A 14,789-nucleotide genomic window follows, 5' to 3' on the forward strand; every position below is an offset into this window, starting at 1 on the left:
TGAACAATTCCAAGAAACAGGATAGATCGGCATGCTTATTACCCAATCAAAGTGGTTGTTGATATTGCTGTGGGCGAGCGTTTCATCTGTAACGATGGCGCAAAATCAAAGTGAGGCTGAGGGGTTTATTGAAGACAGTCATGTCGGGCTGTTTATGCGTAACTTCTACTTTAATCGGGATTTTCGTAGCGACTATGGTCCCGGTAAGGTAGCTCAGGAGTGGGCGCAGGGTTTAACACTCTCCTTTCGTTCGGGCTATACACAGGGATTGTTTGGTTTCGGCGTGGATACCTTCGCCAATATAGGTCTGAAACTGGATGGCGGTGCGGGCCGGCCACCCCTTCTATTATTAGCGAGAGACAGCAACGGCAACCCGGAAAACGAATATTCAGAAGTCGGTGCTGCTTTGAAAATGCGCTTGTCTGACACAGAACTGAAAGCAGGTGATTTAGCGCCTTACAATCCGGTCATGGCGATTGCAACTTCTCGACTTTTCCCCGCCAGCGCCCAAGGTCTGCAGGTGGTGAGCAGTGATATACCAGGCTTGCGTTTGGATGCCGGGCATTTCACGTCGGGCAATGATGTCAACTCAACAAACAGAGATGGTCCATTGAAAGCGTTTTATGCCCAGCGCGACGCGAGCAGTATTGACTATGTCGGTGGTTGGTACAAAGTCAATAGTCAACTCACGCTAGGGGCTTTCGCCGCTAATTATGCAGACATCTGGAATCAGTACTACCTGAGCGCGGCACTGAATCTTCCAATCAACGACCTGCAAGCCATCGGCCTGCAATTGACGGCCTACCATACCGATGACAGTGGCAAGAGCATTGCTGGCAATATCAACAATACGACATGGTCAGCGGAATTGGCGTACAGCGTCGGCATTCAGAAATTCACGCTGGCCAGGCAACAGGTTCATGGAGATGAGCCGTTCGATTATTTAGGGTTTGCATCAATGCCGGGTGATGCCATCGGCTTCCTCGCCAATAAGGCCCAGAATCTGGACTTCAACCTTCCTAACGAGCGGTCCTGGCAGTTGCGCTATAACCTCGATCTGGTGAGCTTTGGGGCGCCAGGGTTGACCTTCATGGCGCGCTACATAACCAGCGAAGGCATCGACGGCAGTCATTACGGCGGTGGTGCCTATTCCAGGTACCAGACCGTAACGGATGGCAGTCGCTGGGAGCGCGACCTGGAAGTGGCATACGTGGTGCAAAGTGGTCCGGCGAAAGATCTTGTTATTCGTGTGGGAAAATCTGCACATCGCGCCGACGCGAGTGTGCAGCGTGTCGATCTGCCGAGCCTGGATGAAACGAGGGTTATGATTGAGTATCCCTTGTCTTTCTAAGGCTCCACATTAATTTGATTTGGATTGAACGCCATGGTGTACACATTTGTTGTGAAACCGTGGCTTTCGTGACTGCGTGCTTGCAAGGCATTGATCAGACATTCGCATTCGAGTTGATAAGCGTGCACGGTAGTCAATCGGATATTTAGTTGACGGGACGCCAGTATTTGACTACGGCAAAAAATTCATCGCACAAAGTGCGTCATTGCGTTAATTCGGTACTAGAATAGGTGCACTGGCTATCAGGCGACGACTAAGCGGAATCATCTCCCGCTTGCGCGAAAGCTGGGAACATCAATTAGAGGAACGGCTACTGCTATGAGATAGGAATGAAATGGATGAGTTATTGAAAACAATACGAAACAGTCATTACCTTCTATTGCTCGCATGCCTTGCGCTTATTTTACTTAGCTATTCTGCATATCTGACTCGGATCTATCAATCCGCGAGTGATGAAGTAATTGCATTTGAAAAACTCAAAATTCAACGCTTTTTCGAATTTAAGAACTGGGATATTCCAGTCGGCGGCCCAAATACATCATTGGGTGGCATGATCTCGCACTCCATGCCAAAATTTATGCAGGAGCTTTTTTCTGCCGGGTTTGGTAACGCTTTTTTTGATAATAAACAGTATTATCTTGAAATGGAAAAAAGCTCTAAGGAAGTCCTTATAAAAACGACTGAGCAAGCAGGGGTTAACTTTGTAGATGGATTCAATTTTCGTGATACACAATTCCTTCCTTTCTCCGATCCGCGTAAAACCATTTATATCACCGATGCAATGACGCTGCAGGAAATATACGACACGCTTACATCAAGAGAAGCTCGAAGCCCATTCGAGCTCTTCGTTCCAAGTGATGAGCAATTGAAAGAGAAACTCAGCGAATGGTTGCCGGCATATAAGTCGAAGAAGCTTGGAATTGGAGCGGTCTATTTTGATGAAATTAAACCTGTCCTTGACGTTCAGACAGCAACAATGGTGCCAGCTGGCGTGCTTGTCATCTGTTCGGCGAGCATTGTCCCACCACAGGAGCCGCGGCGCTGCTCTGTCGCCAATACAAAAGCGGATACCAAAGAGGAGAGAATATTCGCATTGTCAGAAGTGCGAGGAGAAAGTGTGCCCATTATCGGTTCGAGTCTCGAAGACTGGATTGCCAATCAGGAGATCACGAAGCAGTTCGCTTTTTACAGGGGAAAGGGAGACGTCAGGCTGGACTATTTCAGAAACCTTCGTTTGATTTGGTCTGAAGTGCGTTTTATGACTATTGAAAAAGCGAAGGCATATCTGAGTGACCGTCGCGCCACCTATACTCAGGACTTGCCAATCGAGGGGCTGAAGGCATCGGGACAATCGGCCCTGGTTCTAGGTCCAATACTGTTAATTTGCTTGCTCGTTCATTTGCGATCGCACTTGTGGCATTTGCGATGCATGAAAGATGATGTTCCGGAATTTCCTTGGATCGGCTTCTATAATGGATTAACTGATAAGCTATTTACGGCAGGGAGCATTGTATTGTTACCGTTCATAGCATGTATCCTTGAGGCCATATTTTTCACTTATTTCACCGCGCTTTTGTGGATTTGTGGGATCTCTGCTCCGCTACTTCTTTATCTCGGAATATTATCGATTCGAGATCTGAAGGAAATTCGCAATCGACGTGAGGCCTCTGAGAAAATAATCTGACCGGGTTTAAAAGAAAATGTACCTTAGTGGTGAGACGCCAACAGGATGTAGGACTCGATTCGTGTCCTCACTTGGAGCGCACTCGCAGCCATGCGAAGGAGGACGGACAAGCCCCTGCGGCGACACGCGAACGTCGACTATTGGTCGATTGCTGCCTGTCGCGGATGGTCGCAAGCGACTGTGGATTGAACCGCTCTCTCTAAGTCGGGTTGCTCGTCAAACCAGAATAACGATTTCAGGTCAAGGGTGCTGTTTCATCCCGGCTATCGCCATGAAACATAGCGTTAGTTTGGACGGTAATAAACCATTGCAGATAGCCCGTTCACAACTGTTGTATACGAAGTAAAACCGGCGTTGTTTGCTTCGGTTTGCCGCCTCTGTACATTATTTGCGCTTATGTCAATTAACAAATTGATCTTTGATGTTAGTCTTACGGTCCGACAAAGGACCAGGATTTTATGTGTATGGGCTGTGTCAGCCCAATATTTCACGGGTTCCCAATGTCGTGCTTGGCCTGCTAAGAGTAGCTCTTCAAAAATAGCCTCATCTTCTTGCATGTGTTGAATGTCTATTAAGTGACATTGTATGTTGGCATCTTTTCCAAAAATCATAGGAGCTCTCCTTATTGTTTGATTGGTAATGGGGTGGCAGGATTGTCGACCTGTGGGGTCCGTGTAGAGGCTTTCGCTACCTCTGTTGCCTGACTACGAAGGCTTTGGTAAAGCTGGGGCTTTTCTATCAGGTCCTCTACGCTACCTACCTCCAATAGCCTGCCAGAAGGCAATATCAGATACTCCATAGCCAGGTAACCTACGACCAATGGAGTAGTAAAATTTTCATCCATGGTCACGCCACGCGCCGTACGAGAGGCTACTTTAAAGGACGCTCCCGGAAGAATGTAGCCTCCATATTTAGTCTCCGATTCAAGGTTCGCTATTTGCTGTTTAATAGCTTGCAGCTGTTGCTCAGTCTTGAGTTTGTTAACGGTTGCAATGTCTGTTTCCAAAGCTGCTATTTCAGAATCCGTAGTCGTGGGGTTCGAAATTGGTGGCGCTGGTGGGGGCGATGCAACGACAGCACCTTTCTTAAGTTCTACCTGCTTATTGAGATACGTAATTAAAGAATTGTACTGTTCCTCGGAGGCACTCAATAGGCCGGGCGTATTAGCTCCTGCCCCGACGTCAGTTTGTGTACCGACCGCCTCACTGAAAGCAAGTGTTACGGTTGCACCCTGAATGCTGTAAATGCGTGTGATAACCCGAAGTACCGTTGGGCTATTGTTGTTATATTTTGAGGCAAGCAGGTTTTGATTTTTGGCAGCCCATCTACTAATGATCGACTGCATTGTTCTGTCGCTAAGTCCCTGATTGGAAGCGCCCTTAAATACCACAGACCCCGTGGCGCTTTGGGCTCCAGAGGCGGACAGTGCCACCGGGACGGAGTTTAGTGGTATCGCCAGCCCGAGGGCGCCCCTCTTGTCGACAGAGAACGTGTAGCTAGGAAAGGCTGTGCCGGGCGCACGATTAAAAGAAACATCATTTGTTTTTTTAAATCCATTTGCATATTGGGTGTCATATTCTGATGCGGTTATGGGAATCCTATCGTATCGATTTATGAGAGGTAGAAAGCCTTTCGCCTCCCAAGTTGCAATTTCTGTATCTACATCGTTTTTTGAAATGTATACATCACCAGGCCGGATATCTTCATCTAGCGGGTAGACAGGCATTATCTGGCTTGCTCTGATTGTCATGCTCCAATCTTTAGCGACCTTTTCTAAAGCCTCGCGCGGAGGCGTTGAAACGCAGCCTACCAAGATGGCACTCAAAGTGAATAAAATCCCTCTAGCAAATCGTTTTTTCATATAAGCTTTCCTTACTCATCTAAATTCATAATGCCGATATAGCTTGGACGCCTTTTGGGATGCGTGTCTTACTAACTGCTACTTGTTTATTCTGGGGTATGCGGCAAGCGATCAGTTTAAAAAAATTTAGAAGCCAATTGCATGTCTTCTTCAGCCGTTGATGGCGGATGAGTCATTGGGCGGTTATCCAACTTGATTTGTTGCCAGATTCAAAGCTCACTTTTCAATGGTGGTTTGTGTTTAATTTTCTTGAAAAATATAAATTTTAACTGAAAGAAGTAGGGTGGACTGCTTCATAGGTCAATCTCAAAATAGAGGGGATCACTACGCAAACCTTTCAATGTTGCGGCCTTACTGGGTGAGCGGTCAGTTCGAAGGGTATAGCCACGAGCTTTCGTTGCCTGCTCCAAAGCGTCCATCAAGGTTTTGAAGGGGAGATCTCCCCATTTGCGCTTCAGTGCCATGTCATGGTCGACCGGTACCACGGCTATTGCCAGATTCGTCATCAGATCAATTCCGCTTTCGCGGGCGGTGGCGTTGGAGCTGCCGTGATGTCCAACCTTGTAAAAAATAGTGCGGCGCAGCAGGTCAGGGCCAGTGACTCGCGTACCTTTCTGATCAGTCCATGCGAGATTGCCCCAAGAGAGCCAGTTGCCTACCTGCGCATCGGCTGCGAAGAGCAAAACCTCTCCATCATTCAGTTCGACGGCCATCACCAGGCTCGTATTGTTGACGACGTTGTCGAGTTGCAGAGCAAGGCTAGTGGCATCGTCTAACCAGGCATCGTCAATGCGTCTCCAGTCCTGCTGATTCCAGTAGCGCTCCTGAAAAAATGCAACCGTCTGTGCCACCTGGGTGGGAATGTTGTAGGGACGGGAAAAAGGTAACTGCGACTCGTCTTCGTTGATTGCTGGAGTGAGATATTGATTAAAGGCATCCAAGGCCATTTTGTAGGTGGTCTTGTCGCCCGGGGTTTTAGGCGCGTTCATGTTTCTCAGCTTGTCCTCGTCGCGCGGCGGGCCAAGTACATAAATTCTTGCGCCAAAACTTTTTAGATCATGAGGTTTGTCCTTCGGATCACAGTACCTTACGTTCGCGGACTTGCTGCGCACTGCTTCAAGTGCGGATTGGGTGGTTATACGTGCCGAGGCACCGAAGAAACCGAGCAACTCAAGCAAGGGATGCTCGACGTCCGGAGTGTCCATGTGAAGGCGCAAGGCGGCCGATTGCAGCATGGCAAGCGCTTGGTCGTTATCCTTTTTCAGGGCGTTGGCTTGTTTGTCGTCAGGGTTCTCCGTCCAGGCCATCCAGACTTCATCGACGTTCAACTTTGCAAAACTATCCTTCGCCTGCATAAAGCCAGAGAGGTGATCCCAATGTTTGTGGGTGGCCACCAAAAGATCAATTTTGCCGCCGCTTTCCTTCAGGATATCGTCCATCACATCCGTCATCATTTTCGTGGCGTTGGAGGTTCCGATGATGACGCCGCAATCGATCAGAATTCTGTAGGTCGCCCCTTCTTCTCCGTACAGTGTCACAAGGTGGCAGTCGCCCAATCCATGACGATAAATCCGTACCGTGGCACGAGGCTGTTTAGTGCTCATGACCACCTCCGTCGATGCTTCGGTGTACGAGCGCGAAAGGTTCATTGGCCATCGCCCGAAGACCGCGGTACTTGTCCTGCATGGATTGCGTGCGCTGATCCTGGAATTGCTGTTGATGCGCAAGACGTGCCGGCTGATTGATACGCTTGCGCACCACATAGGTCACCTGCCGACTGTTCAGGTCGATGACCAACGTGACGCCACCACGAAATATATTGCCGCTGCCATCCTTCGCATGGAGGGATTGGGTCAACTCAACGACCATTTGCGATAGCAGCTGCCCGTCCGGCCCCACACGCCGCAAAGGCCGCACCGAATGAACCTCGATCCCGCGCATGTCGCATGCAACTGTACGGTCGCCAATTTGAAGCTGAAAATTCCGGTTCGCGTGGCGATACAGCCCGAGTGCTGACAGTTCGGCTTCACTCACGTGCTTGGGGCTCATCAACCAGCCATGGAATTCCTTGGCGTTGTCCCGCGATGTCTTCCATGCCGATTCGCGATGTGTCTGAAGCGTCCATTGAAGGCTCAGTTTCGGCAGCAATTCATTCAGCGTACTCAGGGGTTCCAGGGGCGGTTCCCAGCGCAATGTATCAACTGAATAGCTGCGCAAGCCTTCGGGGTAAATTCCGCGAGCCATAAACGCGGAAGAGAACGCAACGCGGTAGCCGTAAGGATCTGAGGGCACCAAGTCATGATCAGCACTTACCAATGCTCTCAGGAAATCACCAAATGTGATGTCTACCGGAGGGCAGTAGTCCAGTGCCCGTATGCATATGGTGAGAATGTGCCTGGCTACGGTGCTGGCCACGTCTGTAAGTGCATCGACAAGGTCACTCTGGAGTGCACCTTGGGGTAGAACTTCTGAGCCGTGGGTGGCAAGCCGGATAGGCGCTTGGGCTCGTCTGGTGTAGACCTGCAAGAATGCATCGAACACCGCCGACACCAGCACCGCTCCCCGATCGTGGGCCTCAGTCTGACTCTGGTAATCATTCGATTTCGGCAAACGGCGTGTCCAGGTCGGTTGACTGTCGGCGTTCACGCTGCCAGTGCCAATAGCATCCCTCAACGCCTTGTAGTGACCGGTGGCTTGGCCGAATTGCACTGCCAGCCAAGCCAGCATCGACTGTTGGCTGAGATCCCCACGAGAGTGCGCAAGCAACTCCCGAAGTGAGTCGCGCAGGGTGAAATGCTGGAAGAGGGCAACAATGTCGGCAAACCCTTCGTGAAAGGCCAGCACATCTGGATTGGTCGGTTCTATGAAACGCCGATGCAGCCCGTCGAGCAACGCATGGGTCGTTTCATGCGCGACGATATCGTGGGAGAGCGCAGTGAACACATACTCACTGGCCACACCACTATTACCGTCGGATGAACTGAAGTAGCCCATCAAGAGCGCTTTACGCTGAGGGCTGTAGTAGGCATTGGACTCGCGTAAGGCATGCGGATAGATACGCAGGCGTTGAACGTAATCCGACTTTATACCGACGAAACGTGGCGCCCAAAGTGCAACGCGACCCAATGCATTTTCGAAATGACGGATCGTTTTCATGGCAACGGCATACGCCATTTGTTGATGGAACTGTGGGTTCGCCTCGGAAGGTTGTAGGCCGTCGGTAGCCAAAAGACGCGGATCGTTTAGATCTACCGGTGCGTAACAGCAGCCACTGGCGGGATCGACATCCACGACTTCCAAGTACTCACCGATTGGCCCTGGTAGCAGATCAGTCTCCCACGGTATTTGTAGCGTTGTTTCGTTAATGCCGACTGTTTCCAGGGTGCGGCCTAGCAATGGATCGTAGGCGTAAACACGCAGCCTGCGTGACACCGGTGTGGGTGGCACGGGTAGTAATGCGTGCTGAAGGTGCTGATCGCCAATGCCAGTATTTGGCATTGGCGTCGCTTGCGATTTTGAAGGTGTTTGATGTGGTCCGGACGGCGAATTGGAATGCCCTAGTTGCAGGGCTCGCCGTAGCGCTTGGGACGCTTTGGAGTGTTGAGATAGTGCTTGGGCAAGGACAACACGCTGAGCAAGGCTGAGGGTGTCCGGATCGACATCAGGATCTGGCAGGATCGCCTGAATTGCAGCGGACTGGGAAAGCTGTAAGGCCTCTAGCTCGAGCATTTTTTGCTGCGTGTTTCCAAACTGCGTCATGCCAAGTCCAGTCAGGACCCGCAGAAAAGGGAACGAGACGGCATCGACTTGTTCTTTTTTGTTTTCCAGGGCCGCGGCGGTCGGTGCGGCGACACCATAAGCGTCAAGTGCTCGTAGCTCCCCGTGTCCCAATCTGGAAAAATCAGTGTTGTTCGCAGTGATGAACAACGCTGTACGAACGGCTTCCACCCGCATCCATTTGTCTGGGTAAGCGTTCCACTTTGTCCAGTTTTTTTGAATCCAGATAGCGGCAGCGGCCGCTATCTGTGGTGTGGCCGAGGAGGTGCCGCCGCCGTTCCAATCAACCGTGTTTGAACAACCTAGTTTTGCTCGCGGTATGTTCGGTGTGTACGCTGCCATCGCCGTTCGCATTTTGCTGTCCGGTCCATAGTTGCCGGCCATCAATGTGACTGGAAGATCAGCATAAGGTTTGTGATTTGCCATCACGCCACACGCCGCAATGACCCGATTGAACCTAGCCGGATAGACGATGTGGTGAGTGGGTGCATTGCCGAAGTTATTGCCTGCTGCGGTGATCAGCACCACACCTTCTTCATAAAGGGCGTTGACCTCTTCCGCCCACAGCTGGCTGGGTAACCCGCCCATACTCATCGTCACAACCTGAACGGCTGTTTTGGGATCCTGGCAAAGGTCTCGGACATACCTTAGTGCGTTGACGATGGCGCTGTTGTAGAACAACTCGACCCGGTTGGCCACACGAATGGGGACAACCTTCACAAAAGGGGCTGCACCAAGGCGGGTCGTGCCGGGTAATGGATTTCCGGCAAGTACACTCATTGTTGCTGTGCCGTGACCAAGATTGTTCACCAGACCGGACGAATCGTCAGTGGCGTCATTGGGACGATCCGCATCTACAAAATTACGCTCCAGGTTGTGTTCCAGATTGACCGGCAGGCATATGTGGTGGGGGTCATATCCGGTGTCCAAATGCGCCACCCGTACCTTGGCGGGCGCAACGGTACCGATTTTCGCCAGCAGACTGTCGAACTGACCGTGTTGAGGGTCCTGATACCAGAACTTGTTCGTTTCCCATGGATATTTCTCTTCTTGTTCTTCAGGCGAGCAAGAAGCACCCAGCGCCAACGCTTGATCTTCCCGGGAACCGGAGAGCCAGGTTTGGGCAAAGTCGGGCTCGGCAAATTCGGGATGTGGCGCTCCGCTGATACCCATGCCGCCGGATACCAATGCATGACAGACATCCCAAGGGTTGAGGGTGTCGAGTGGGATACTGGGCTCGACCAGATGCCATACGGGCTGCGCCGCTATACCGGGTTGTGCCTGCGAATTAGATTGGTATAGGGGGAGGACATTAAGTCGTTTGCCAGCCAAGGATAGCTTCGCGCTATTTGGCGCAGGCAGCATTTTGACGAGGAATCGTTGGACGCTAGGCATGGGCCGGGGCTCCGCGCGCTGCAGTACAGTCCATTGCGGCACCGCTGAAGCCGCATCCACAATCGCGCTCACTACTGGCTGTTTGCGATTGCACGTATCAGCGTAGACACGCTTTTGGCATTACGGCCAGTACGGCAGTAACCAGTCGTCGGGAATGTTGAACGAACGGCGCAAGAACCTGCCGTTTTCGACGCTTCCAGGGGCGGGCCGGTTGTCAGTCTGGCAGCGCAGCAATTCTGATCTAGCCTGAGATGAATGCGCCTTGATTGCTCCGGAGAAGCAGCATGGAAGTAGGACAAACCTCCCAAGCTACGATTTATGCCCGTGTCCCGTGGAACGACACCAAAATTGATCTGGTTGAGGGTAGCCTTTACCGCTTTACGGCTGACGGTACATGGTGGGATCTCGTCATTCGCACCGACGCTGATGGTTATCCCACAAAGGTTTGGCCCCAGGCCTATTACGAATCTCAGCGTCCGGTACCCGATGCGCTTTGGTTCTGTTTGGTCGGTGTAGTCAAAGAGACGGATGGGCCTGCATTTGTCATAGGTCGTCGCAACGAGATAGAGGCGAGCAGGAGCGGTCGTCTTTTTTGCTGTGCGAACGACGCTCCGAATTTCTACTTCAATAACTTTGGCAAGGTACAGCTGGAAGTGGAGCGAATTCGGTAGTGCCCGATTCGTCTAAGGGGAAAAGGGGATGCGTTCGTGATGAACTAATGACTCTGCCATGGTTTGGTCGCTGAGTGCGAGTTGCAACTCACCGTCGGAACGCATGATGGGTTTTTTCGCTAGCCTACGCCTGGGTCGGGGTTTGACACATTCCACTACATGGCGTGCTTAGTAAGGTAGGGGGGCTATCCCAGCCGATCAGCACACCGCCTCTAATACCACCTTTCTGATGCTCGCACGTCGCCAGAACGTCTCCACCGGGGACCCACTCTCCGGGTTTGGAATTATTCCATCTGTTGTGGTTCCAGACATTGTTGTGCTTGTTGTTGTGTATGGCGATGCCCTGATCCGTCGGGTGCCGAACTCTCGTCCCGCCGTGCCTGTTATCAGGACCGAATGAATAAATCAGGCGTTTATAAATAGCACCGGTCGGAGGTGTGGGAACGAGAGTGTTTGGGTCAAGGTCTGCTCCATGGTGCGGTACCACGATTCCCACCGGTGACTCTGGAAGCAGTTCATTGACGAAGTACAGATAGTCGCAATCACCGGTTAGCAACCAACTTCTATGAGGCCGCTGGTTTATCTCCTCCACTGCCAGCACGATGCCGGTGTCGTTGCGGTCTGGCCCCTTACCCAGGATGAATTTGATTTGCCTGTCATCCAGTAGCTGAGCGATGCCTACGTCTCCGACAGGTGCGCTGTATATGAAAAATTTTCCTCCATTGATAAGAACATCGTAGGCAAAGGCCACATGCACCGGGCCAACGGTCTGATCGGGGGCGACCCAGGTTTGCTCCAGTGCGGGATACTTGTCACCGACTACACATGCATAAGCGCCTGCCCAATGGTCAGCATCCCAATGGGAAAGTACGATGGGAGGCTTGGCGCTAAAGCAAAAGAACAAAGGATAGGGAGTCGTACGTTGATTTCTGTAAACGCCAGCACCCAAATCATAGTAAAGCGTTGGTATCCGACTGTCTGACAAAATCGCATTAGCGTTGCCCTGTCCCACATCATAGACCGCCAGCAAGTCGGCCTCTTTGTCGGAGAGCAAATCTTTGAAATCCTTTTTGGGCAGTTTGGGGAGGTGGGCCAGAGAAAATATTCCCGTTAACGCATTACCTTTTTGAACTGATGGCATCTTGCCTTTGATATGGACCGCCGTGGGAGGCGTAAACATACTGGTATAGAGGTCAGCTGGGCTGCTGTCGGGTTGCTTGTCGTTAAACACTGCAAATTCGAACCAACTTTTTTCCAAAAACGCTACCCTTTTGAGAAGGCGAAATCTGTCTTTTAGGGGATCGGGTAGGTTAAAAAACTCATCCAGATCTTCACCGTGTCGTATTTCTAGCTCGAGTCGAAACACTGGCATGGTGTCAAAAGGGTTTTGGGCTTTGTGGCGCGGTGTTTCTTCCCATTTTTTCCAGGCTTTCGAACGTTCCTCAGGACGGTCCAAATCAAAGATATGATTCTGAGATCCTTGCTGGTCCAGCCAATTTGCGTCGACAAGATCGAATGCAAGCAAAAAATGACCCGATGCGGCCTCCGTTTCGAAGTGATCGAGCCGAGCATAGGCGCGCTGCAGATTTGGTTGAGCTTGGTATTCGTATCCGCGGAAATGAGGGTTCATCTGTCAGTACCTCACCAAAAAGAGTTGCGAGTGCTGACGACTCAACAGCAACGCCAGATTACGCACATTCAGTGATTCGTTCGCTTTAACTGGCTATTCAGAGAACGCTGATCTATCTATGTTTCCAACACGTTTATTAATCGTAGCAACCTACACCAATTGTGCCAGCACCGAATTCTTTGCGAGTGTCGGGACATCCAGCAGCGTAGCGGGGGGGGGCGGTATGGCACGACAACTGGTCATTTTCCTGGACGGTACCGGAAATCGTTTCAGTCACTGTCCCACCAACATAATCAGGTTGGTACGTTCGTTGTCGGACGATCCTAAACAGGTGCTCACCTACTACGATCAGGGGGTCGGTACGTTTGGTTTGAAAGAAACACTTTTCGAGTGGCAAAAAATTCCATCGCGGATATTCGGTCTGGCTTTCGGATGGGGAATCAAGCGCACGATCGAAGGGGCGTATCGCTTCATTGCTGAAAATCTAAGAGACGATGACGAACTGTATATATTTGGTTTTTCTCGCGGTGCCTACGCGGCCAGAGCGCTGGCTGCAGTGATACGTGCGGTAGGGGTGGTACCAAGCCATCAAGCGCATCTTTTTGAGTACGGTTGGTCGATACTCATGGCGCGGAACGGGAAGGAGAACAAGCCTGACTTCAAGCTGCAGGAGCGTTTCAAATCTACGTTCAGCCGGCGAGTAAATGTGCATTTTTTAGGCTTGTTCGATACGGTCAAATCCGTCGGCTGGGTTTACGATCCTGTGAGCATTCCTTTCACCATCAATAACCGAAATGTAGAGATAGTTCGCCACGCGATGTCGGTGGACGAAAAGAGAAGTTTTTTCCGCCAGCATCTTTGGACGGACGATGCCCCCCGAACCGATGTCAAACAAGTCTGGTTTCCAGGAGTTCACTCGGACGTCGGAGGAGGGTACGCGGCAAATGAAGCACAGTTGGCACTTGGGGCGTTCCGTTGGATGTTGGGCGAAGCAATGGCAGTGGGATTGCATGTTGATCTGAACAAAGCCAGGAAACAGATGATCATGATCAGCGGCAGTGTTCGAGACGCTTGCGGACCGATGCATGATTCCATGACCGACGGTTGGAAGGTTGCTGAATGGGTACCTCGACTTATTTGGGATTGGAGCAAGTCCAAGCGCGTATTGCGAATCGGGCAAATGCCACCGTTTGGGAAGCCCAAGCCGCGTTTTATTGCGTTGGATGCTTTGCTTCATAGCTCGCTGGAGGAGCGTTTGAATGGCGTACCTGCATACAACCCTCCTAACCTACAAAGGCCATTGGTGAGGCCGGTGGTTGATCCATTGGAGAAGTCATACACGGTGGTGAGTGACCATATAAGTGTTGCTGGCCTGCCATGACATCGTAGGTCGTTGGGGCTTGCCTGGTCGGGTTCAAGGTGCGCTTCCAACAGAGTGGGTATTTCAACGTATCCGTGCTCACGGATCTTTTCTACGAGTTGGACACTGATCGGTAATACGCTTAATACTGAAAAATTCTAAGTGTAGCTACCCCCGAGTAGTCGAAGGGTGATCTAACCTAAAATTGCGTTATTGATCTTAATTTTGGCATTCATTTGCTGGCTCGAAATTTACCATCAGCTGGGTTTGATTCCTGTCGCGTAGATTTGCTTGGAGGACAGCGTTCTTATGAGCAATACAAGCGATTTGCTGCCGCTTCTGATTGGAGTGTTTGTGGTGGCAACTTTGATGGAGTCAGCGTTGACGACGTTGTTTCAATGGCGTCTTTACCTCGAGTTTTTCAATGGAAGAGCCGTCAAGACGCTAATCATGATTGTCGTTGGCTATGCCGTCGTTCGTCAGTTCAACTACGACTTATTCGCTCGAATCATAGGAATGGCTGGTGGAGAGGGCAATCCAGGCTTTTTATCAAAATTTCTTTCTGCTTGCGTTCTCGCAGGTGGTAGCGCAGCCATATATCAACTTTTTAAAACGTTGGGTTTACGCCCACCCGTTGAGTCTCTACAAGAAAAACCAGCTCCAGCGGCGGGCAAGGCGTGGGTCTCCGTGCGGATTATACGCAAGCGGGCAGTGGGGGAGATCGGAATCCATATTGAGGAAATTGCTGCCCAGGATGTTACTACGCCGCTCCAACCCCCAATTGCTGGTGTCATTGATGAGCATACAAGTATCTGGCGGCGTTTTAGGGGAGTGTTTTTTGCAGACTCTATGCGTCTACCTGCGTACGGTGGAAGAACACTTGAAACCGCTAAAGTTTATCGTTTAATCGCGACTGGAGTTGCCATGCAGGACAATCTAAATGACCCTCCTTTACCATTCGAATATGAGATTTATTTGGGACGCTTTGCCGAGCGTGCGATCGTCGATTTCGTATTTACTGTCTGACAGTGTTGTTATCTGAAAAAACGCAGTGCTGACG

9 protein-coding genes are annotated in these 14,789 nt (G+C 51.0%); 5 read left to right on the top strand and 4 right to left on the bottom strand.

Annotated features, from left to right (window positions below):
* The first annotated feature begins 31 nt into the window (after window positions 1-31).
* Both KUF73_RS11510 and KUF73_RS11515 read left to right on the top strand, forming a co-directional pair.
* Entirely contained in the window at window positions 32-1,351 is a 1,320-nt protein-coding gene (locus KUF73_RS11510; RefSeq protein ID WP_218438158.1) for an OprD family porin, read from the top strand.
* Between the two features lie 334 nt (window positions 1,352-1,685).
* Window positions 1,686-3,035, top strand: a complete 1,350-nt coding sequence (locus KUF73_RS11515; RefSeq protein ID WP_218438159.1) for a hypothetical protein — start codon at window positions 1,686-1,688, stop codon at window positions 3,033-3,035.
* 622 nt (window positions 3,036-3,657) lie between these two features.
* Here KUF73_RS11515 and KUF73_RS11520 read toward each other — a convergent pair.
* From KUF73_RS11520 to KUF73_RS11530, 3 genes are all read right to left on the bottom strand, one after another.
* On the bottom strand, window positions 3,658-4,896 hold the full coding sequence (locus KUF73_RS11520; protein ID WP_218438160.1) for a hypothetical protein: 1,239 nt from the start codon (window positions 4,894-4,896) through the stop codon (window positions 3,658-3,660).
* 293 nt (window positions 4,897-5,189) lie between these two features.
* Complete coding sequence (locus tag KUF73_RS11525) at window positions 5,190-6,500, bottom strand: hypothetical protein (protein ID WP_218438161.1); 1,311 nt, start codon at window positions 6,498-6,500, stop codon at window positions 5,190-5,192.
* Window positions 6,490-10,068, bottom strand: a complete 3,579-nt coding sequence (locus KUF73_RS11530) for a S8 family serine peptidase (protein ID WP_218438162.1) — start codon at window positions 10,066-10,068, stop codon at window positions 6,490-6,492. The genes KUF73_RS11525 and KUF73_RS11530 overlap by 11 nt, the downstream gene beginning before the upstream one ends.
* 284 nt (window positions 10,069-10,352) lie before the next feature.
* On the opposite strand from KUF73_RS11530, the gene KUF73_RS11535 reads away from it, so the two are divergent.
* The gene (locus KUF73_RS11535) at window positions 10,353-10,739 is read left to right on the top strand and encodes a hypothetical protein (protein ID WP_218438163.1); all 387 of its coding nucleotides are present in this window, start codon (window positions 10,353-10,355) and stop codon (window positions 10,737-10,739) included.
* Between the two features lie 124 nt (window positions 10,740-10,863).
* Here the strand turns inward: KUF73_RS11535 and KUF73_RS11540 are convergent, their stop codons facing one another.
* Entirely contained in the window at window positions 10,864-12,369 is a 1,506-nt protein-coding gene (locus tag KUF73_RS11540) for a hypothetical protein (protein WP_218438164.1), read from the bottom strand.
* A 223-nt stretch (window positions 12,370-12,592) separates the two neighbouring features.
* On the opposite strand from KUF73_RS11540, the gene KUF73_RS11545 reads away from it, so the two are divergent.
* Together KUF73_RS11545 and KUF73_RS11550 are read left to right on the top strand one after the other, a co-directional pair.
* The gene (locus KUF73_RS11545) at window positions 12,593-13,750 is read left to right on the top strand and encodes a DUF2235 domain-containing protein (RefSeq protein WP_218438165.1); all 1,158 of its coding nucleotides are present in this window, start codon (window positions 12,593-12,595) and stop codon (window positions 13,748-13,750) included.
* Window positions 13,751-14,038: 288 nt separating this feature from the next.
* On the top strand, window positions 14,039-14,755 hold the full coding sequence (locus KUF73_RS11550; protein ID WP_218438166.1) for a hypothetical protein: 717 nt from the start codon (window positions 14,039-14,041) through the stop codon (window positions 14,753-14,755).
* The last annotated feature ends 34 nt before the right edge of the window (window positions 14,756-14,789 follow it).

The organism is Pseudomonas sp. PD9R (assembly GCF_019200975.1).
Classification (GTDB): domain Bacteria; phylum Pseudomonadota; class Gammaproteobacteria; order Pseudomonadales; family Pseudomonadaceae; genus Aquipseudomonas.

What these genes read in the sequence shown, in the direction of transcription:
- KUF73_RS11540 (WP_218438164.1), bottom strand. Translation starts at nt 12,369, where the DNA reads ATGAACCCTCATTTCCGCGGATACGAATACCAAGCTCAACCAAATCTG.
- KUF73_RS11510 (WP_218438158.1), top strand. Translation starts at nt 32, where the DNA reads ATGCTTATTACCCAATCAAAGTGGTTGTTGATATTGCTGTGGGCGAGC.
- KUF73_RS11520 (WP_218438160.1), bottom strand. Translation starts at nt 4,896, where the DNA reads ATGAAAAAACGATTTGCTAGAGGGATTTTATTCACTTTGAGTGCCATC.
- KUF73_RS11535 (WP_218438163.1), top strand. Translation starts at nt 10,353, where the DNA reads ATGGAAGTAGGACAAACCTCCCAAGCTACGATTTATGCCCGTGTCCCG.
- KUF73_RS11515 (WP_218438159.1), top strand. Translation starts at nt 1,686, where the DNA reads ATGGATGAGTTATTGAAAACAATACGAAACAGTCATTACCTTCTATTG.
- KUF73_RS11545 (WP_218438165.1), top strand. Translation starts at nt 12,593, where the DNA reads ATGGCACGACAACTGGTCATTTTCCTGGACGGTACCGGAAATCGTTTC.
- KUF73_RS11530 (WP_218438162.1), bottom strand. Translation starts at nt 10,068, where the DNA reads ATGCCTAGCGTCCAACGATTCCTCGTCAAAATGCTGCCTGCGCCAAAT.
- KUF73_RS11525 (WP_218438161.1), bottom strand. Translation starts at nt 6,500, where the DNA reads ATGAGCACTAAACAGCCTCGTGCCACGGTACGGATTTATCGTCATGGA.
- KUF73_RS11550 (WP_218438166.1), top strand. Translation starts at nt 14,039, where the DNA reads ATGAGCAATACAAGCGATTTGCTGCCGCTTCTGATTGGAGTGTTTGTG.